Origin of the sequence: Pseudomonas sp. 7SR1 (assembly GCF_900156465.1) — a bacterium.
Classification (GTDB): Bacteria; Pseudomonadota; Gammaproteobacteria; order Pseudomonadales; family Pseudomonadaceae; genus Aquipseudomonas.
Genome location: NZ_LT707064.1, coordinates 4257969 through 4277934 on the forward strand (window position 1 = coordinate 4257969; position 19966 = coordinate 4277934).

13 protein-coding genes are annotated in these 19966 nt (G+C 61.8%); 9 read left to right on the forward strand and 4 right to left on the reverse strand.

Features of this window, described 5'->3' with window-relative positions; translation table 11 throughout:
• Window positions 1-36 precede the first annotated feature (36 nt).
• Entirely contained in the window at window positions 37-1077 is a 1041-nt protein-coding gene (locus BW992_RS19050) for an efflux RND transporter periplasmic adaptor subunit (RefSeq protein WP_072398825.1), read from the forward strand.
• Window positions 1074-4157, forward strand: coding sequence for an efflux RND transporter permease subunit (locus tag BW992_RS19055; protein ID WP_072432099.1), 3084 nt, complete (start codon window positions 1074-1076; stop codon window positions 4155-4157). Before BW992_RS19050 ends, BW992_RS19055 begins: the two co-directional genes overlap by 4 nt.
• A 52-nt stretch (window positions 4158-4209) precedes the next feature.
• On the opposite strand, the gene BW992_RS19060 is transcribed toward BW992_RS19055, so the two are convergent.
• Both BW992_RS19060 and BW992_RS19065 read right to left on the reverse strand, forming a co-directional pair.
• Complete coding sequence (locus BW992_RS19060; RefSeq protein WP_072398816.1) at window positions 4210-5076, reverse strand: helix-turn-helix transcriptional regulator; 867 nt, start codon at window positions 5074-5076, stop codon at window positions 4210-4212.
• 32 nt (window positions 5077-5108) lie between these two features.
• Entirely contained in the window at window positions 5109-5882 is a 774-nt protein-coding gene (locus BW992_RS19065; RefSeq protein WP_072398815.1) for an acyl-homoserine-lactone synthase, read from the reverse strand.
• Between the two features lie 591 nt (window positions 5883-6473).
• Here BW992_RS19065 and BW992_RS19070 point away from each other — a divergent pair.
• Window positions 6474-7073, forward strand: coding sequence for a LysE family translocator (locus BW992_RS19070; protein WP_072398824.1), 600 nt, complete (start codon window positions 6474-6476; stop codon window positions 7071-7073).
• A gap of 75 nt (window positions 7074-7148) precedes the next feature.
• Here the strand turns inward: BW992_RS19070 and BW992_RS19075 are convergent, their stop codons facing one another.
• Both BW992_RS19075 and BW992_RS19080 read right to left on the reverse strand, forming a co-directional pair.
• Window positions 7149-7874 carry a helix-turn-helix transcriptional regulator gene (locus tag BW992_RS19075; protein WP_072432097.1) on the reverse strand — a complete coding sequence of 242 codons (726 nt, stop codon included), beginning with the start codon at window positions 7872-7874 and terminating at the stop codon, window positions 7149-7151.
• 383 nt (window positions 7875-8257) lie between these two features.
• Window positions 8258-10912, reverse strand: a complete 2655-nt coding sequence (locus tag BW992_RS19080; protein ID WP_076406918.1) for an excinuclease ABC subunit UvrA — start codon at window positions 10910-10912, stop codon at window positions 8258-8260.
• Window positions 10913-11105: 193 nt separating this feature from the next.
• Here BW992_RS19080 and BW992_RS19085 point away from each other — a divergent pair, with 193 nt between their 5' ends.
• The 6 genes from BW992_RS19085 to BW992_RS19110 all read left to right on the forward strand — a co-directional run bounded on the left by BW992_RS19085 (window position 11106) and on the right by BW992_RS19110 (window position 19957).
• A complete protein-coding gene (locus BW992_RS19085; RefSeq protein WP_076406919.1) occupies window positions 11106-12590 on the forward strand; it encodes a hypothetical protein in 1485 nt (494 codons plus the stop codon).
• 144 nt (window positions 12591-12734) lie between these two features.
• Window positions 12735-14894 carry a transcriptional regulator NosR gene (gene nosR / locus BW992_RS19090; protein WP_076407359.1) on the forward strand — a complete coding sequence of 720 codons (2160 nt, stop codon included), beginning with the start codon at window positions 12735-12737 and terminating at the stop codon, window positions 14892-14894.
• Between the two features lie 54 nt (window positions 14895-14948).
• A complete protein-coding gene (nosZ, locus tag BW992_RS19095; RefSeq protein ID WP_072432094.1) occupies window positions 14949-16868 on the forward strand; it encodes a TAT-dependent nitrous-oxide reductase in 1920 nt (639 codons plus the stop codon).
• Between the two features lie 28 nt (window positions 16869-16896).
• Window positions 16897-18216 (forward strand): nitrous oxide reductase family maturation protein NosD, encoded by a 1320-nt coding sequence (locus BW992_RS19100; protein ID WP_072398810.1) that lies wholly within the window; start codon window positions 16897-16899, stop codon window positions 18214-18216.
• Window positions 18213-19130, forward strand: coding sequence for an ABC transporter ATP-binding protein (locus BW992_RS19105; RefSeq protein ID WP_076406920.1), 918 nt, complete (start codon window positions 18213-18215; stop codon window positions 19128-19130). Before BW992_RS19100 ends, BW992_RS19105 begins: the two co-directional genes overlap by 4 nt.
• A complete protein-coding gene (locus BW992_RS19110; RefSeq protein WP_072398808.1) occupies window positions 19127-19957 on the forward strand; it encodes an ABC transporter permease in 831 nt (276 codons plus the stop codon). The genes BW992_RS19105 and BW992_RS19110 overlap by 4 nt, the downstream gene beginning before the upstream one ends.
• The last annotated feature ends 9 nt before the right edge of the window (window positions 19958-19966 follow it).

The window sequence follows — 19966 nt, forward strand, 5'->3', positions numbered from 1 at the left end:
CTGGCCGTTGCCGTGCTTACGGTCGTGGCGATATTCATGACCCTGCGCCGTGGTGCCGAGCCGGCCGTGGCCGCCCCCACCGTCAGCAGCCTGAGCGTGGAAGTCGTCCAGGCGCGGCGGCAGGTCTGGCCGCAGCTGCTGTTCGCCAATGGAGCCCTGGCTCCCTGGCAGGAAGCGGTCATCAATGCCGAGACCGGCAACCTGCGCATCGCCAGCCTCGAAGCCGACGTGGGCAGCCGGGTGAAGAAAGGCCAGTTGCTGGCAACGCTGGCCTGCGATGCGGTACTGGCCGAAGAGCGCAAGCAGACAGCGCTGGTCGCCCAGGCCGTGGCGAATCTGGAGCAGGCCCGGTCCAACGATCGCCGGGCCAGGGTCGTCGGCCAGGGCGGGGCCCTGTCGGAGCAGCAGCGCGAAGAGTATCGGATCAAGGTGGCCCTTGCCGAAGCCGACCTGGCCGGCGCCAGGGCTGAATTGCAAAGTACCCGGATCCGCTTGCGGCAGACGCGGATCGTGGCGGTGGACGACGGCATCGTTTCCGCCCGCACGGCATTGCTCGGCAAGGTGGTGGCGGCCGGCGACGAGCTGTTTCGCCTGGTGCGCGACGGCCGTATCGAGTGGCAGGCCGAGCTGGACGCCCGTCAGTTGGCCCAGGTACAGCCCGGGCAGGTGGCCCGCCTGACCTTGCCGGGCGGGCAGAGCCTGGAAGGACGGGTGCGGCTGGTGTCGCCCACCCTCAACACCAAGACCAGCCGGGCGCTGGTCTACGTATCCCTGCCCACCGACAGCCCCGCCCAGGCCGGCATGTACGCCAGCGGTCAGATCGAACTGGCGGCCCGCGAGGCCCTCACGGTACCGGATACCGCAGTGATCCTGCGTGACGGCCGCTCCTATGTGTTCACCCTCAACGATGACATGCGTGTCGTCCAGCGACCGGTAACGGTGGGCAGGCGCCTGCAGCAGGCCGTGGAGATCCTCGGCGGCCTGGATGAGCCGGCCCGTATCGTGCGCGCCGGCGGTGCTTTCCTCAACGATGGCGCGAGCGTGAGCCTCGTACAATCCCAGGTTGCCCAGCCATGAACGTTTCTGCCCTGTCGATCCGCTATCCGGTCCCGGCCGTCATGCTGTTCATCCTGCTGACGGTCCTGGGCCTGCTGGGGTTCGGCAAGCTCGCCATCCAGGATTTCCCCGACATGGACCTGCCGGTGGTGATGGTCAACGCATCGCTGGAGGGCGCAGCCCCCGAGCAACTGGAAACGGAGGTGGCACGCAAGATCGAGGACAAGCTCACGTCCCTGCGCCTGCTCAAGCATGTGACGACAGTGATCACCGACGGCGCGGTCAGCATCAGCATCAGTTTCGACATCGACAAGGATGGCAACGAGGCGCTCAACGAAGTGCGCAACGCGGTGGACAGCGCCATGCCGCAGTTGCCGGCCAGTCTGGATACGCCCTCGGTTTCCCGGCTGACCACCAGCGCCTCGCCGCTGCTCACCTACGTCATCGAGTCCGATGCGCTGGATGAAGAGGCGCTGTCATGGTTTGTCGATAACGAGCTGAGCAAACAGCTGTTGTCGGTACCCGGCGTCGCGCTGGTGTCTCGGATCGGCGGGGTGGACCGGGAAGTGCAGGTCAATCTCGACCCGGCGTTGATGGCAGGCCTGGGCATTCGCGTCGCGGATGTCGCTGCGCAACTGAGGGCGATGCAGAAGGACAACTCCGGTGGCCAGGGCAACCTGGGCAGTGGCCAGCAAGCCGTACGGACCCTGGGGGCCATCGACGACCCGGCCGCCCTGGGAGCCATCGATATTCCCAGCGGGGATGGCCGCCTGCTGGCGTTGAATCAGCTGGCGGATATTCGCGACACCCATGCCGAGCGCAGCAGCCGGGCCTTTCGCGACGGCAAGCCGGTCATCGGTTTCCAGGTGACCCGGTCACTGGGCTTCTCCGATGTCGGCGTGGCCAATGACGTACGCAAGTCCATGGCCGGTTTCGTGGAGAAACACACCAATGTGCGGATCGTTGAAGCCAGTGACACGGTCAAGGCGGTGCTTGCCAATTACCATGACTCGATGAACCTGCTGTACGAGGGCATGTTGCTGGCGGTGCTGGTGGTCTGGTGGTTTCTGCGGGACTGGCGCGCCACCCTGATCGTCGCTACGGCGCTGCCGTTGTCGATCATTCCTACCTTCGGCGTGATGTACCTGGCCGGGTTCACGCTCAACTCGGTCTCCTTGCTGGCGCTGGCGCTGGTCATCGGCGTGCTGGTGGACGATGCCATCGTTGAAATCGAGAACATTGCGCGACACCTGCGCATGGGCAAGACGCCGCTTCAGGCGGCCACCGAGGCGGCGGACGAAATCGGCCTGGCGGTGCTCGCCACGACGGCCACTCTGGTTGCGGTCTTCCTGCCCACGGCCTTCATGGGCGGCGTGGCAGGCAAGCTGTTCCGCCAGTTCGGGGTGACGGCTTCGGTGGCGCTGCTGTTTTCCTTGCTGGTGGCCCGGGTGCTGACACCAATGATGGCGGCGTACTTTCTCAAGGCGAAAGCCGACGCCGAGCACGATGGCCCCTTGATGACCCGCTATCTGGGCTGGATCCATGCCAGCCTGGACCGTCGCAAGACCACGATGTTGCTGGCCAGTCTTTTCTTCATCGGCGCCCTGGCCCTGGTTCCGTTGCTGCCGACCAGTTTCCTGCCGTCCCAGGACGCGGGTCGCAGCAGTATCACGTTGGAAATGCCACCGGGAACAACGCTGGAGCAGACCACCGAGATGGCTTTGCAGGCCAGCGAAAGGCTGCAGGACATGCCGGACGTCAAACATGTATTCGTCTCGGTGGGCACCGCCAGCAACTCGGGCGCCGGGCCTGCCGGCATCACTGGTGCCGGCGATGCGGTCCTGACGGTGGATCTGGTGGCACGGGACCAGCGCGAGCTCAAGCAGGTTGAAGTCGAGGCGCAGATGCGCCAGGCCCTGCGTACGCTGGCCGGCGTGCGTATCAACGTCGGCGGGGATGGCAGCGGCGAGAAACTCAACATCGTCTTGGCCAGCGACGACGGCGATCTGCTGGAACGCACTGCCAATGCCCTGGAGCCGCAGCTGCGCGGCCTGCACGGGATCGGCAACGTCACCTCCAGCAGTGCCCTGCAGCGACCGGAAATCCAGATGCGTCCCAATTTTGCCCGGGCCGCGGAGCTGGGCGTCACCAGCCAGGACATCGCCGATACCTTGCGCATGGCGACCTACGGTGAATACTCCTCGCAGTTGGGCAAGATCAACCTGTCCCAGCGTCAGGTGGACGTGCGCGTGCGCATGGATTCGCTGTTGCGCGATGACTTGCGAAGCATCGATCAGTTGCGGGTGACTGGACGGGACGGCCAGGTGGCGCTGTCCTCGCTCGGGGAACTCAGCCTGGGCAGTGGACCGGCCCAGATCACCCGGCTGGATCGGCTGCGCAACATCACCTTGTCGATCGAACTCAACGGCCGCAACCTGGGCGAGGTCATGGCCGAGGCAAGCCAGTTGCCGGCCATGCGCAATCTGCCTCCAGAGATCAAGCCGGTGGAGCAGGGTGAACTGCAACTGATGACGGAGCTATTCGCAAGCTTCAGCCTGGCCATGGCCATCGGTGTGTTCTGTATCTACGCGGTCCTGGTGCTGCTGTTCCATGATTTCCTGCAGCCGGCCACCATCCTCTCGGCTTTGCCGCTCTCCCTGGGCGGCGCGCTGCTGGCCTTGCTGATATGCAATTTCAGCTTTTCCCTGCCCTCGGTCATCGGGTTATTGATGTTGATGGGGATCGTGACCAAGAACTCCATTCTGCTGGTGGAATACGCCATCATGGCTCGGCGTGATCACGGCCTGGATCGCTATGACGCCCTGGTGGACGCCTGCCACAAGCGCGCGCGGCCCATCCTGATGACCACCATTGCCATGGGCGCCGGGATGTTGCCCACCGCGATGGGCATGGGCGAAGACCCGAGTTTCAGGCAGCCGATGGCCGTGGTGGTCATGGGGGGGCTGTTGACTTCAACGTTGCTGAGTCTGCTGGTGGTGCCGGTGATCTTCACGTACGTCGACGATCTGCTGCAATGGTTCAGGCGGCATACGCCTGGACTGGCGTCGGCAGGCAGGGTCGAAGAGGAAGCGAAAAGCTGAATCATCCCCCAACGTACCCGATGATGACCGGGCAGACATTGGGGGGAGAGGTTCAGACGGCCTGGCGAATGGGCGGAGCGCCGTTCCATTCAGTGCCCGATGGCGTAGCGTCCATCGAGTGCATCCAGCGAATGAGGGAGCGACGACCACCAATGCCCATCTTGATGGCTGCACGCTTCAGATAGCTTTCGACGGTATTGACCTTGAGGTTGAGTTGCTCGGCAAGTTCGGGCGCCGTGCGTCCCGCCAGCAGACCCACGCACACTTCGGTTTCACGCGACGACAGGCTCAAGCCGGACAGTTGCAGTCGATCGGCGAATCGCTGGCGCAACGCTTCCATCCCACCGTTCTCCGGGCCGTCCAGCGACAGGTTGGTGTCCTGCCGATGAGGTTCCGATGGCACCAGGGCGGCAACATGCTCTTCTACCATGGGCATCAACAGGCAGGAAAAGTCTTTCAGAAGGGCATGTTCCTGGGCGGTAAAGCCCTTGGAAAAAGGTGACCGATACACGGACAGGACATAACGGTGGCCATTTTTCCGTGTGGTCAGATGCAGTTGGGTCGTTGTGTTGTGGCCGGGTGCCTTGCCCGAGAGTTCACGCTTGAGCAGACATCGGGAAAAATTGGGGACCTTCTGTGCGGGCGCGTCTTCGAAGAGGATATCGTCGGCGAGGAAAAAAGGCTTGCTTGTATGGGTGTCCACTACAGTGTCGACACAGGTATTGTCCATGCCGACGAAACCAATGCTTGAAGTGCTGTGTTCAGCGATATTACTTGTGCCTATCCTTTGCTCGGTAATATGTGTTGCGTCGACCGGGATTTCCGTGAGTATCAGGTCGTGCAACATGCGAGGGAAGTGGCGGCTGCCGGTACTGGCAATGACTTTGCCAACATGCGGAAATAGTCTTTGCAGGTTCATCCTTTCTCCAATTTCATACCAGAAGTTTGATTTTATAGATGCAGCTCAGTGTGCATGTGTATTTTTGCTGGAATGTTTCGGCCACGGCGCATTTGGCCGATATCAATGGATTTATGGAGTGTGTCTGACGAACGGTTCGTCATAAGGAAAGGGTCGTAAACGCTCGCTTCGGCAATGGTGTTTTTTCTGAGAACTCCCTCATAAGTTTCGATGGAACATGGCAACGTGCCGTAGATGATCGTCTCGCCCTTCGAGCCCAGTGCCGTGTTGTGTCGTTCGATATTCCATCCGGAACGCTTGAGAATTTTCGCCATCGAAGTGTCGACGACAACTTCATAGGCTTCGATATCTTGATGTTGGGCAAACTTCAGCATGGTCAGGAAGAGTGCCGCGGTGCGAATGTCCACACTGGCCTGGGTCAATTCGCAGGTAATGGATCTGTCAGCGAAAAGTGCAAAGCGGGTGGCTTCCCATAAATATGTTGAGCGACGTCCGGACTTCTGGGTTGGAAGAATGAAACTCAAGGGGCCGGTCATGAGTGTCGGTTTGCTGGAAGGGCGAAGTCGAACACAACCGGTGACCTGCTGGTGCTGGATTGAATATATGTAAACTGCATCAGCGTCATCGTATTCATCCCATTCGTAATTGCTGCCTCGATAGCTTTCTATATCCCACTTCTTTCTGTCGATAAAGGCAGACTTGCGAATGGCCAGTATTTGTCCCAGGGTTTTGCTCGGAATACTCGAGTAGCTTGCGATACGAGTAGATATACCGAAAAAACGAAAGGTGGCCGGGGCGTAGTTCATGAATGAGGTTTCGTGGTTGTGGGTGGAGCTACTGTTAACTTTGCACTAGGGCATTTCAACTGTCCTAAAGTACAGTGCGTGGATTTATAGAGTGGATAGTCTAATTAGTTGCCAGATTGGTGATGTGGCAGTATTCCGGGACAAACTGAGTCGCTGCGCGAATTAGTATCGTCGTTAGTCCAAGAAAGTACAGGGAGGGAGTAGCATGCGAAGGGTCTTGACTTTAGTCCGCCAACTCAACATGAACGCCATTGGCGAGGAGAATTTCTTGACGATTACGCGACGGATTGGCTAAGTCGCTGATAGTATGTGGGCCGGAAAATTGACGCTCCAACAGTGCCTGGGTTGGCCTGCAATAAAAAGGTAATAAGGCTATGGGAGCGTAGTTTGGGAGACAACAAATGGGTAAAAGCTCACGCTGATAAGTCATACGTTTGAAAGTTTCAGGGCGGCAGTGGGCAAATCTAGTGTAATTGCTCTATGCTGGAAAATTGGTCTGATGTCATACAACCAAAATATTGATTTGTATGATCGGGCCTGTCCGAACCCGAAGAAAATGAGCCATTCTGGCTCCCTGGCATGGATGACCTTATGTCTTATATCGCGCTTTCGTTGATGACAGTCCTGTTGGTTCCTGGACCGACGAACTCTCTGTTGTTGCAAACTGGCATCAACAGGGGCTTGAACGCCCGCTCCATGAGGTTCGTTGTAGCGGAATGGCTGGCTTATATTGTTCAGATGACGATGTGGGGAGTGTTTATCGATCTTCTGATCACGGATCATTCCTGGGTGGTCATTGCCACCAAGATCTTCGCTGTCTGTTTCCTGTTCTATATCTCCCTGAAGTTGTGGTTTTCGGTAAAGGATCATTTACCTGGTACTTCGGCGGGCATCAGTGTGCCGGATCTCTTCGTGGCAACGTTGACCAACCCCAAGGGCTTGTTCTTTGTGTCTTTCGTTGCGCCGGCGGGAACATTCCTGTCCGTGAGCCACTACTTGTCTTTCATGTCATTGTTCACGGCCATTATCTTTCCGGTCGGGCTGACCTGGATAGCCATTGGAGCGTTCTGTGGAAGGAAACTGCATGCCATCGTTTCCGGCAAGTTCTTGAGTCGGGCTATCTCATTGGTTATCGGTTTGTTCGCCTGTGGCATGCTCTTCAATATCGCATCGCAGGTGGGATTCGCCTGAATGGATTATGACCAGGCGCTGGCGTCGGACTTGGCAAAAGGCCGCCGCCAGGTTAGGGCAGGATAGGGGCGGGATTCAAACGAGGTTGAGTTGAACTGCCTTGATCATGGCTTGCTTGACGTTGACACAATCCATCTTCTCGGTCATCTGCTTGGCATGAAACTTCACCGTTCGCTCGGTGATGCTCATGATCAGACCTATTTCCTTGTAGTTCTTGCCTAATGAAAGCCAGCGCAAGAACTCGATCTCCCGAGGGGACAGCTTCAAGTTGCTTTCCATGGGGGCTTCCATGGGGCGATATTGGTTGGCGATTATACTGAGCGCCTTGATGATGAATAGATTGGATCGGACGATGATGGGGAAGTCCGGATCGTTCTCTTCGGAAGACAAGTGAAGTGAGCCGAATGCCCGTCCGGGCTCATGGATCGGTACGGTGAATCCCTGCTTGATGCCGTAGGACGCAGACTGGTCGAAGATTTCCGGGTTGTCGATCTCCTCGGGAATTTCATTCCAGAAGAAGGGCGTCGCCGTGACGGCGGTATTGATCATGACCGGATCGGTCTTATAAAGGGCGTTCTTGCGATAGGTTTCAACCCATTCGGCTGGGTAGTTGCTATGGATCGAGATCTTGGAGCTGTTGAACGGTGTCGGTTCCACATGGACATAAGCGAATTTATCGATCCCCAGTTTGGAAAAAATCCAGCCCAGTACTGCGGTGTACTCTTCTTCGCTGGCGCCCGAGATGTTGTTTTCCACCTCTTGGATCAGATTGAAAAGATGGCTTGAAATAGGCTTGAGCATAATGAACGAGCTCGAAAACTGATGTAAGACTTGACGCAGCCAGGCGCTATACCTTTAGAGTCGCCAAATGGAAGTTGCAAGGATGCCGCGGGGCCGACATCAACAACAGGATCTGCCTGCTATCGGCAACGGTAATGTGGAGGGAGGTGGACTGGGCGAGGCTTCGCCGTGATTCACGGGGCGCTGCTGGGGAAGATGCTGCTGTTCTGTAACCCTATGGAATGTTTTTCTTGAACATGGGGCCGACATCATTTGCCTCCTGGCCTGTACAGCCTCACATCCATCAGCAAGTGAGGCCGTCGTTAAACTACTCGTACTGAAACGATTAACTGAAAGACAGTATAGACAGGTTTCCCGGGACGGCCAGCCAGATTAAAAAAGCTTTAATATTCAGCCGCTAACGCGCTCTTGAGGAATGGCGCCGTACGACTTTCCGGACATTGGGCCACCTCGGCCGGCGCTCCGCACACCACGACTTGCCCGCCCTGGGTTCCGGCGCCCGGACCGATGTCGATGACCCAGTCGCTCTGGGCCACGACCCGCATGTCATGTTCCACCACGACCACGCTATGGCCGTCATCCACCAGGCGATTCAACTGCACCAGCAACCTGTCCACGTCCTGTGGGTGCAGCCCGTTGGTGGGTTCATCCAGCACATACAGGGTGGCCCCTCGGGCCTTTCGCTGCAGCTCTGTCGCCAGCTTGATGCGTTGCGCCTCGCCGCCGGACAGTTCGGTGGCGGGTTGGCCCAGGCGCAGATAACCCAGTCCGATATCCTGCAGCACTTGCAGCGAGCGCCGTGCCGACGCCTGTCCGGAAAAGACTTCGAGCGCCTGATTGACGGTCAGTTGCAGGACCTGCGCGATGTCCAGGCCTTGCCAGCGTACCGCCAGCGTCTGCCGGTTGTAGCGGGCACCGTGGCAGGTCGGGCAGGGGGCGTACACGCTGGGCATGAACAGCAGTTCGACACTGACGAAGCCTTCCCCTTCGCAGGTTTCGCAGCGTCCCTTGGCCACATTGAAGGAGAACCGTCCGGCGTCGAACCCCAGTTCACGGGCCTGTTCGGTCCCGGCGAACAATTTGCGCACGTGATCGAACAGGCCGGTGTAGGTGGCGAGGTTGGAGCGCGGCGTGCGGCCGATGGGCTTCTGGTCCACCCGGACCAGGCGCTTGATCGCATCGAGGCCCGCACTGACATGCCCGCCACTGGTTTGCTCGGGTTCGTCTTCCAGGCTTCGTTCGTCGGGCTCGGCGTCCTGGCCGGGTTGGCCCAGGTGAGCGCCGACCAGGTCCAGCAACGCCTGGCTGACGAGGCTGGATTTGCCCGAACCGGAGATGCCGGTCACGGCGGTGAAACAGCCGAGGGGGAAGGCCGCGCTCAGGTTGTCGAGGTTATTGCGGGTGATGCCTTCCAGGCGCAGCCAGTCGCTGGGTGTCCGCGGGGCGTGCGCAGCCTGGGACCGCTCGGCGAAGAGGTAAGTGCGGGTGCGTGATTGCGGCACCTGGCGAAGGCCGGCGGGCGGGCCGCTGTAGAGGATCCGGCCGCCTTGTTCGCCGGCATCCGGCCCGACATCGACGAGCCAGTCGGCGCGACGCATGGTCCCCAGGTCGTGTTCGACCACGAATACCGAGTTGCCGGCGGCCTTGAGCCGCTGCAGCGCGTCGAACAGGGCTTCGCTGTCGGCCGGATGCAGGCCGGCGGACGGTTCGTCCAGCACGTAGATGACCCCGAACAGCTGAGAGTTGAGTTGGGTCGCCAGGCGCAAGCGCTGCAGCTCGCCGGAAGAGAGCGTCGGGGTGCTGCGCTCCAGGGCCAGGTAACCCAGGCCAAGGTCGATCAGGGTGCCGATGCGCTCCAGCAGTTCGGCAGCGATGCGTTGGGCGGCCAGGCGCTTTTCCAGGGACAGGTTGGGCGTGTGGCGCGCATCCGGCCCTCCTGAGTGCGGATTGTCACCTCGGGCGGCGCGTTGCTCGCGCGCCTCGCGGGTTTGCCGGTGGGTGAGGACTTCGCCCGGTTCTTCGGCCTGCTCCAGATAATCGGGTGCGGTGACGCGCCTGAACACCTCGGCCAGCTCCAGCAACGGCAGGTGCGACAGCTCGGCGATGTCCAGGCCGGCGAATGTCACGCCCAGCGCCTGGCGCTTGAGACGCTTGCCTTCGCACACGGGACAATGGCTGGCGCGCATGTATTGCGCCACGCGCTTGCGCATCTGAGCGCTCTGGGAGTGCATGAAGGTATGCAGCAGGTAACGTCGGGCGCCGCTGAACGTGCCCTGGTAGCTGGGTTCGAGCTTGCGCTTGAGGGCGGCACGGGTCTGGGCAGGCGTCAATCCGGCGTACACCGGGACAGTGGGGGTTTCTTCCGTGAAGAGTATCCAGTCGCGCTGTTCCTGGGGCAGGTCACGCCAGGGAACGTCGACGTCGTAGCCCAGGGTGACCAGGATGTCCCGCAGGTTCTGGCCTTGCCAGGCCATGGGCCAGGCGGCCACGGCCCGCTCGCGGATGGTCAGCGAGGGGTCCGGCACCATGGAGTCTTCGGTCACTGCATAGACCCGCCCCAAGCCATGGCATTGCGCACAGGCACCCTGGGGCGTGTTGGGGGAAAAATCCTCGGCGTAGAGCATGGGCTGATCGGCCGGATAGCTGCCGGCCCGGGAGTAGAGCATGCGGATCAGGCTCGACAGGGTGGTGACACTGCCCACCGAAGAGCGCGCGCTGGGGCTGCCCCGTTGTTGCTGCAAGGCCACCGCCGGCGGCAGGCCGTCGATGCTGTCCACGTCGGGCACGCCCACCTGGTCGATCAGGCGCCGCGCGTAGGGCGCGACGGACTCGAAATAGCGACGCTGGGCTTCGGCGTAGAGCGTGGAAAAGGCCAGCGACGACTTGCCTGACCCCGACACGCCGGTAAAGACCACCAGGGCATCGCGGGGGATATCGACGTCGACATTCTGGAGGTTGTGTTCGCGGGCGCCACGCACCCGGACGAAACCGGTGGATGGCGATGAAAAGGCGTGCGCTGGGCCGGAGCGTGGGGGCATGAGGGGTCCTTGTCGTGATGTGCGCACCTTAACGCGTCGGCGCTGCTCGACGAAACTGCTGCGCCGAATGAATGCAACCCGGCTCACAGATGAACGATGCGACCGGCTCCAGTCGTTTTAGTGCAATAAGAATTTACTCCGGATGAAAGAGATGAGAAAAGCTTCTCAGTTTCCCCATGGATATGGATCCTTCATGCCTCGATCGAAATTCTTCACTACGCTCTTTGTCGCGCTGATTGTCGGCGCTGGCCTGTGGTACATGTGGATGATCACCAGCGCCAAGCTGGAGTGGGGCGGCGCCAGCCCCGGCCAGCAACAGCTGGGCGCCGTAGCGGATACCCGGCACCGGGCCGCCTCCCAGTACTGCACAGGCGTGGTGGCGACCCCCCAGGGCACCTGGCTGGTCGCCCGTCTGAACGGGGATGCCGGGCAGGTCGAGGCCTCCGCCGATGTGGTGGACCTCGATGCGCTGGTGCGCGGCAAGTCCAATGACGAGCCTGAGCCGGTGGGCTCCGGTGCCTTCGCCTACCTGCTTTCCGGCAGGGAAAAAGAGACCTCTTTCATTTCGCGCCTGGACGCCCAGGGACAATTCCAGTTGGTCGCCCACGTAAGCGCCGCCGCCTGCCTGGTTGCCAGTCCCGATGGCGCCAGCGTCTTGCTGCTCACCGGCCTCGACCGGCCGGAGGCCGGATCCGGCGACAGCGTCGGCCAGACCGTGGTCTTTCGCAGCGACGATCAGGGCAAGCGCTGGACCTGGCTGGAGCAGGGCTGGTTTCCCAAGGCCGATCAAGTGGCCTGGAACCTGAAACCGTACTTCCATGGCACGGATGAAGTCTGGGCCTGGGGCACCCCCAGCGGCGTCGACAACGAGAGTGGCGAAGATGCGCCAGGCGCCATTTCAACCGGTGTCTACTATTCCGCCGATCGCGGCGACCACAGTACGCCGGTCATGGCGGCCGAATCGCTGCTGGTCACCAGCGAATATGTTCGGGTCAAGCGTCCGGATGTCTTGCAGTGGCATACCGATGCCGGCACCTATGGCGACATCCGCACCCATGTGATCCAGCTGGACCCGCAACGCGCGTTCATCTGGGTTTCCCAACGCTTCTGGGGCAGCAACCCCGACGGCGAGGGCGCCCACATCGCCTTCAACGTCACGACACGGGCTCGATTGCAGCGCAGCACCGGTCAATGGCAGGTCGTGGATACCCAGCGCGACGACAAGCTGTTCATCGCGGCCTTGGCTCAGAACGCCGACGGGCGGGTGGCCGGCCTGGTGGACCAGGAGGAATCCGGACGACACGTGATCGCCGAGCTGGATACCGCGACGCTGGCCTGGCGTCCCCTGGGCGAGCTGCCCAGCGTGTTCGCCCCCCTGGCGTCGCAGAGCCGGCTGCGCGAGGGGCATTTCTATCTGGGGCAGAACAGCCTGCTGGTCAATGTCACCAGCGAGCACCGGCCACCGCGCTGGCTCTATTGGTGGTCGGATGCGAGCATTTGCGCCGATGGGGTGTTCTATTCCCGGGACTGGGGCCGTTCCTGGCAGCGTCTCGCCATCGGCGGCTACCTGGGCATCCTGGGTTTCCAACCGACGCAGGATCGTGTGATCTGGGCCAAGGGCAACTGGTACGACAATAACGATCAAGGCATCTACTCCTACAGTCTTGCGCAGGACTGAACGTCTGCGTCGGGGCGAGAGGTACCAGCCTCTCGCCCCGTGATGCCCGCCAGGCAATTTTTTTCAAGTTGATTTCAATCAAGGGCGCCGGATAGAGCGGCTCCTACCATGATCGCCACGATCCTGTCTCAAGCCCTGGCGTTCATGACCCGTTCCTTTGCGTTCTCGCACCTCATCCGCTTCTGGCTCAACGCATTCTTCATTCTGCTGGCCCTGTGCGCGGGCTTCGCCCAGGCCAGGGATTACGGCGAAATCCAGCGACAGCGTATCCACCATGTCCTGGGCCGGACCGATTCGGTGTCCGAGCCCCAGGGGCCCTTCAAGGTGCGCACGCTCTCGACGGCCGGCAAGGTATCGGGCTATGTGTTCCAGAGCCTGGATGTGGTGGACATTCCCGCCTACTCGGGCAAGCCGATCAACGTGCAGGTGATTCTCGACCCCGCCGGTGTGATCCTGGATGCCTATGTGCTGGAGCACCATGAGCCGATCCTGCTGATCGGTATCGCCGAGGAGAAACTCCACGGATTCAGTGCCCGCTACAGCGGTGTCAAGGTCAATCAGCGGGTCGTGGTAGGGCATTCCAGCGACCCGGATGCGGTGACGGTGGACGCCATTGCCGGAGCCACCGTGACGGCGATGGTGGTCAACGAAGTCATCATGCGTGCCGCCCATGACGTCGCGGTGTCCCTGGGCCTGGTCAAGGGCGATGCAGGCCTGGCCGTGGCGCCGGCGCGAGTGCGCGAGGACGTCTACGAGCCCGCCGACTGGAAGACCCTGGCCGGCAATGGAGCGGTGCGTCGGCTGCACCTGACCCGCGACCAGGTCGACGCTTCCTTCAAGGGGACCGCCGCCGAAAAGGTCGAAGCCGCCAGTGCCGAGCAGGCGGGCGACACCTTCATCGATCTGTACGTCACTCACCTGAACCCGCCCACCATCGGCCGCAACCTGCTGGGCGAGGCGCAGTACCGCGCGCTGATGAGTGAGCTCAAGCCTGGCGAGCAGGCCATTGCCGTGATGGGCAGCGGACGGTATTCCTTCAAGGGCTCGGGTTATGTGCGCGGTGGGATCTTCGATCGGGTGCTGTTGCGCCAGTTCGGCGACACCATCAGTTTTCGCGACATGGACTTCCAGCGCCTGGATGATGTGGCTGCCGAGGGCATGCCCGAGTTCGATGAAATGGCGATCTTTATCATCCGTGCCTCCCACCGTTTCGATCCCGGTTCGCCCTGGAGCCTGGAGCTGCTGGTGCGCCGCCAGACCGGGCCGGTCAGTGGACTCTTCAGCAGTTTCGAGCTGGCCTATCGATTGCCCGAGGCGTACCTGGAAAGGCCCTTGCCCACGGCCGCGCAACTGGCAGCGGCCGAAGAAGCCAGCCGCCCCCTGTGGCTGACCCTCTGGTACCGCAAGAGCGTGGAAATCGTCGTGCTGGCGGTGGCCTTGCTGGTGCTTACGATCATCCTGTTCTTCCAGGACCCGCTGGCCCGCCGGCCCAGGCTTTTGCATTGGGTTCGTCGGGGTTACCTGGTCTTGACCGTGGTATTTCTCGGCGGCTATGCCTTGGCGCAATTGTCAGTGGTCAATGTGCTGACCTTCGTTCATGCATTGTTCGAAGGTTTCCGCTGGGAGCTGTTCCTCACCGATCCGCTGATCTTCATCCTGTGGGTGTTCACCGCGGCCAGCCTCCTGCTGTGGGGGCGCGGGGTGTTCTGTGGCTGGCTGTGTCCGTTCGGCGCGCTGCAGGAACTGATCAACGAGCTGGCGCGCCGGTTCAGGGTGCCCCAGTACGAGCTGCCTTTCGCCGTGCATGAACGGTTGTGGGCCATCAAGTACATCATCCTGCTGGTGCTGTTCGGCGTTTCGCTGGAGTCCATGGCGACCGCCGAACGCCTGGCGGAGGTCGAACCCTTCAAGACCGCCGTCACCCTCAGGTTCGACCGCCAATGGTGGTTCGTGGCCTATGCCGCAGGCTGGCTGTTGATCAACCTTTTTACCCGCAAGGTCTATTGCCGCTACATCTGTCCGCTGGGGGCCGCCCTGGCCATGCCGACCCGCCTGCGTCTGTTCGACTGGCTCAAGCGCCGCAAGGAGTGCGGCAATCCCTGCCAACTGTGCGCCAAGGAATGCGAGATCCAGGCGATTCATCCCGACGGCCGGATCAACGCCAACGAATGCCATTACTGCCTCGACTGCCAGATGACCTGGCACAACGAAAACAAATGCCCGCCGCTGATCAACAAGCGCAAGAAGCGTGGCAAGGCGAGCGCGGCCGATCCGCAGCTGATTCCCGTGGTGCAGGCGCCCTGAGGCACCCCGATGGCCTGTTCCCCTGACCATTTCATTCTTCACGGAGCACACAGCATGAGCGATAAGAAAACCGACAATCCTGACGTGGCGCAAGAGCCCCGGGGCGTCAGCCGCCGCAGTTTCCTGGGTACCGGCGCCGTCACCGGAGCGGTACTGGCCGGCGCAACGGCGCTGGGCGCGGGGACATTCACCCGTGAATCCTGGGCCGCTGCGGCCAAGGAGGCCAAGTCCAGGATCCATGTGGCCCCCGGCGAGCTGGACGAGTACTACGGGTTCTGGAGCGGCGGCCACCAGGGCGAGGTGAGGGTGCTGGGGGTGCCGTCGATGCGCGAACTGATGCGTATCCCGGTCTTCAACGTCGACTCGGCCACCGGGTGGGGGCTGACCAACGAAAGCAAGCGCGTGCTGGGGGACAGCGCCAGGTTCCAGAACGGCGATTGCCACCACCCGCACATCTCCATGACGAACGGCAAATACGACGGCAAATACCTGTTCATCAACGACAAGGCCAACTCCCGGGTGGCGCGTATCCGCCTGGACATCATGAAGTGCGACAAGATGCTTACGGTGCCCAACGTGCAAGCCATCCATGGCCTGCGCCTGCAGAAGGTGCCGTACACCAAGTACGTGTTCGCCAACGGCGAGTTCGTGATTCCGCACCCCAATGACGGCCATACCTTCGACTTGCAGGACAAGAACAGTTTCACGATGTTCAACGCCATCGACGCCGAGAAGATGGAAATGGCGTTCCAGGTGATCGTCGACGGCAACCTGGACAACACCGATGCCGACTACACCGGCAAATATGCCGCGAGCACCTGCTACAACTCCGAGAAGGCCTATGACCTGGGCGGCATGATGCGCAACGAGCGCGACTGGGTGGTAGTGTACAACATCCCGCGTATCGAGGCGGCGATCAAGGCCGGCAGGTTCATGACCCTGGACGGTTCCAAGGTGCCGGTGGTCGATGGGCGCCGGGTCAATGGCAAGGATTGCGAATTCACCCGCTACATCCCGGTGCCGAAGAATCCCCACGGCTGCAATACTTCCCCCGACGGCAAATACTTCATCGCCAACGGCAAGCTATCGCCCACGGTCTCGATGATTGCCATCGACCGCCTGGACGATCTGTTCGCCGACCGCCTCAAGGATCCTCGCGACGTGATCGTCGCCGAGCCGGAACTGGGCCTGGGGCCACTGCACACCACCTTCGACGGACGCGGCAACGCCTATACCACCTTGTTCATCGACAGCCAGGTGGTGAAATGGAACATGGATGAGGCCATCCGCGCCTACAAGGGCGAGCAGGTCAACTACATCAAGCAGAAGCTGGATGTGCAGTACCAGCCTGGCCATAACCATGCGTCCTTGACCGAATCCAGCGATGCCGACGGCAAATGGCTGGTGGTGCTGTGCAAGTTCTCCAAGGACCGTTTCCTGCCCACCGGTCCGCTGCACCCAGAGAATGACCAGTTGATCGACATTTCCGGGGAGGAAATGAAGCTGGTGCACGATGGCCCCACCTTCGCCGAGCCCCATGACTGCATCCTCGCCCGGCGCGACCAGATCAAGACCCAGAAGATCTGGAACCGCAATGACCCGTTCTTCGCCGACACCGTGGCGCTGGCCAAGAAAGACGGGATCAACCTGGAGACCGATAACAAGGTCATCCGTGACGGCAACAAGGTGCGGGTCTACATGACCTCCATGGCACCGGCCTATGGCGTGACGGAGTTCACCGTCAAGCAAGGCAACGAGGTGACCGTGACGATCACCAACATCGACCAGATCGAGGACGTCTCCCACGGCTTTGTCATGACCAACCACGGCGCGAGCATGGAGATCAGCCCGCAACAGACTTCGTCCATCACCTTCATCGCCGACAAGCCTGGCCTGCACTGGTACTACTGCAGCTGGTTCTGCCACGCCCTGCACATGGAGATGGTCGGACGCATGCTGGTGGAAAAGGCCTGAGTCGGCCCATCGAAAGGAGACAGGTGCAATGACCTGGAACACGCGGCCACCCGCGGGCCATGCTCGCCAACCGGTCATTGCGCTGGTGCTCTGCCTGCTGTCTGGCGGCGCGCTCGCCGCGCCGCAACCCATCACGAATCTGCCCTTGCAGGCCGAGGGCGAGCGCCAATGGCGCCTGCCTGCCGGGCAATACACCGGCTCGTTCAGCATTGATCAGCCGATGACCCTCACTTGTGCGCCGGGGGCGGTATTCCAGGGGCAGGGGGAGGGCAACGGGCTGATCATCCGGGCCCCGGACGTCCAGGTCCAGGGCTGTACGTTCCTGGATTGGGGCCATGACCTGACCGCCATGAACGCCGCCGTGTTCGTCCAGCCGGTCGCCAGGGGGGCCGTGGTGCGCTTGAGCCGCATGCAGGGCCAGGGTTTCGGCATCTGGGTCGATGGCGCGCGGGACGTCAGCCTGATCGACAACGTCATCCAGGGCGATCCGAGCCTGCGTTCCCAGGACCGAGGCAATGGCATCCATCTGTATGCCGTGCAGGGCGCCCGGGTCATTGGCAACCAGGTGCGGCAGGCCCGCGACGGCATCTACATCGATACCTCCAGCGACAACCTGCTCCAGGGCAATACCCTGGAGGACCTGCGCTACGGTGTGCATTACATGTTCGCCAACGATAACCGCCTGCTGGGCAATACCACCCGGCGTACCCGCACCGGGTATGCCCTGATGCAAAGTCGCAAGCTGACGGTCATCGGCAACCGTTCCGAGCAGGACCAGAACTACGGGATCCTGATGAACTACATCACCTATTCGACCCTGCGGGACAACTTCGTCACCGACGTACGCGACGGCTCCACCGGCGACACCATGATCACCGGCGCCGAGGGCAAGGGGCTGTTCATCTACAACTCATTGTTCAACCGTATCGAAGGCAATCACTTCGAGCGCAGCGCCCTGGGCATACACCTTACCGCCGGCTCGGAAGACAACCGCATCGCCGGCAATGTCTTTGCCGGCAATCGCCGTCAGGTCAAGTACGTCGCCACGCGCTTGCAGGAGTGGTCGGCGGACGGACGCGGCAATTACTGGAGCGACTACCTTGGCTGGGATCGCAATGGCGACGGCCTGGGCGACGTGGCCTATGAGCCCAACGACAACGTCGATCGCCTGTTGTGGCGCTACCCCCAGGTACGGCTGTTGATGAACAGTCCGGGCGTCGAGCTGTTGCGCTGGGTGCAGCGAGCCTTCCCGGTAATGAAATCCCCTGGGGTGACGGACAGCCATCCGTTGATGGCGGCACCGGTCTTCGCCCCGCAACGCAACACTGCTTCGGAGGACGCGCCTTGAACGTCGTCGAGATCGAGGGCGTCAGCCAGCGTTATGGCGACGCCACCGTATTGCATGGATTGGACCTGGACCTGGCCCAGGGCGAGGTGCTTGGTCTGTTCGGCCATAACGGCGCGGGCAAGACCACCACCATGAAACTGGTCCTGGGCCTGCTGCGGGCCAGTGAAGGACAGGTGCGGGTATTCGGCCGGGCACCGAGCGATTCCAGCGTGCGACAGATGCTCGGTTATCTGCCGGAGAACGTGATGTTCTACCCGCAGTTGAGCGGCCTGGAAACCTTGCGCCATTTCGCCCGGCTCAAGGGCGCCGCGCCAGGGCAGGTCGAGCGCCTGCTGGAGGAGGTGGGGCTGAGCCAGGCCTCGCGGCGCAAGGTGCGGACCTACTCCAAAGGCATGCGGCAACGCCTCGGCCTGGCCCAGGCCTTGCTCGGCCGACCGCGGCTGTTGCTGCTGGACGAGCCGACCGTGGGCCTGGACCCCATCGCGACCCAGGACCTCTACCAGTTGCTCGATCGCCTGCGCTGGCAGGGCACCAGCATCATCCTCTGTTCCCACGTCCTGCCCGGCGTCGAGGCGCATATCAATCGCGCGGCGATCCTGACCCGAGGGCGCCTGCTGGCCCTGGGCAGCCTGGCGCGGCTGCGGGAGGAGGCACGGCTGCCGACCCTGATCCGGGCTTCGGGCCTGGCCCGTGCCAGCCAGTTGCAACAGCATTGGCGCAGCGAGGGGCATGTCACCCAGGGCTGGGGAGCCGAAGGCTTGCAGGTGGCCGCGCCCGACGGCAGCAAGCTGGCGTTGCTGCGTCAGTTGCTGGCGCAACACAACCCGACGGATGTCGAGATCAAGCCGCCGTCCCTCGAGGACTTGTACCGCCATTACATGAGCGGCGCGGCAGCCGGGGAGGTGCGTCCATGAACCCGATCTGGAACATGGCCCGCAAGGAGTTCAGCGATGGCCTGCGTAACCGCTGGCTGCTGGCGATCAGTCTGTTGTTCGCCGTGCTGGCGATCGGCATCGCCTGGTTGGGCGCCGCGGCGTCCGGCCAGTTGGGCTTCACCTCGGTACCGGCCACCGTGGCCAGCCTGGCCAGCCTGGCGACCTTCCTGATGCCCTTGATCGCCTTGCTGCTGGCCTATGACGCCATCGTCGGCGAGGACGAGAGCGGGACCTTGCTGCTGTTGCTGACCTACCCGCTGAGCCGTGGACAGTTGCTGCTGGGCAAGTTTGTCGGCCATGGCCTGATCCTGAGCCTGGCGACGCTGATCGGCTTCGGTTGCGCAACGCTCGCCATCGCCTTGCTGGTCGACGACGTCGAGCTGGGCCTGCTGCTCTGGGCCTTTGGCCGTTTCATGCTGTCGAGTTCGCTGCTGGGCTGGGTCTTCTTGGGATTGGCCTATGTGCTGAGCAGTCTTTCGACGCAAAAGTCCACCGCCGCCGGCCTCGCGCTGGGGGTGTGGTTTTTCTTCGTGCTGGTGTTCGACCTGGTACTGCTGGCGCTGCTGGTACTGAGTGAGGGCCGCTTCAGCCCGGACCTGCTGCCCTGGCTGTTGCTGTTCAACCCTACCGATGTGTACCGGCTGATCAACCTGTCGGGGTTCGACGGCGTCTCCAGCGGTGCGTCGGTCATGACCCTGGGCAGCGACTTGCCGGTGTCGGGGCCGGTGCTCTGGCTTTGCCTCGGGGTGTGGATGGCGGTGCCGTTAGGGTTGGCCTATCGGCTGTTCGAGCGCCGGTGCCCTTGAATTGTGATT

Coding starts and splice junctions, on each gene's coding strand:
- BW992_RS19085 (WP_076406919.1), top strand. CDS start 11,106: ATGCCTCGATCGAAATTCTTCACTACGCTCTTTGTCGCGCTGATTGTC.
- BW992_RS19070 (WP_072398824.1), top strand. CDS start 6,474: ATGTCTTATATCGCGCTTTCGTTGATGACAGTCCTGTTGGTTCCTGGA.
- nosR (WP_076407359.1), top strand. CDS start 12,735: ATGACCCGTTCCTTTGCGTTCTCGCACCTCATCCGCTTCTGGCTCAAC.
- BW992_RS19055 (WP_072432099.1), top strand. CDS start 1,074: ATGAACGTTTCTGCCCTGTCGATCCGCTATCCGGTCCCGGCCGTCATG.
- BW992_RS19100 (WP_072398810.1), top strand. CDS start 16,897: ATGACCTGGAACACGCGGCCACCCGCGGGCCATGCTCGCCAACCGGTC.
- BW992_RS19110 (WP_072398808.1), top strand. CDS start 19,127: ATGAACCCGATCTGGAACATGGCCCGCAAGGAGTTCAGCGATGGCCTG.
- nosZ (WP_072432094.1), top strand. CDS start 14,949: ATGAGCGATAAGAAAACCGACAATCCTGACGTGGCGCAAGAGCCCCGG.
- BW992_RS19060 (WP_072398816.1), bottom strand. CDS start 5,076: ATGAACCTGCAAAGACTATTTCCGCATGTTGGCAAAGTCATTGCCAGT.
- BW992_RS19075 (WP_072432097.1), bottom strand. CDS start 7,874: ATGCTCAAGCCTATTTCAAGCCATCTTTTCAATCTGATCCAAGAGGTG.
- BW992_RS19050 (WP_072398825.1), top strand. CDS start 37: ATGACCCTGCGCCGTGGTGCCGAGCCGGCCGTGGCCGCCCCCACCGTC.
- BW992_RS19080 (WP_076406918.1), bottom strand. CDS start 10,912: ATGCCCCCACGCTCCGGCCCAGCGCACGCCTTTTCATCGCCATCCACC.
- BW992_RS19065 (WP_072398815.1), bottom strand. CDS start 5,882: ATGAACTACGCCCCGGCCACCTTTCGTTTTTTCGGTATATCTACTCGT.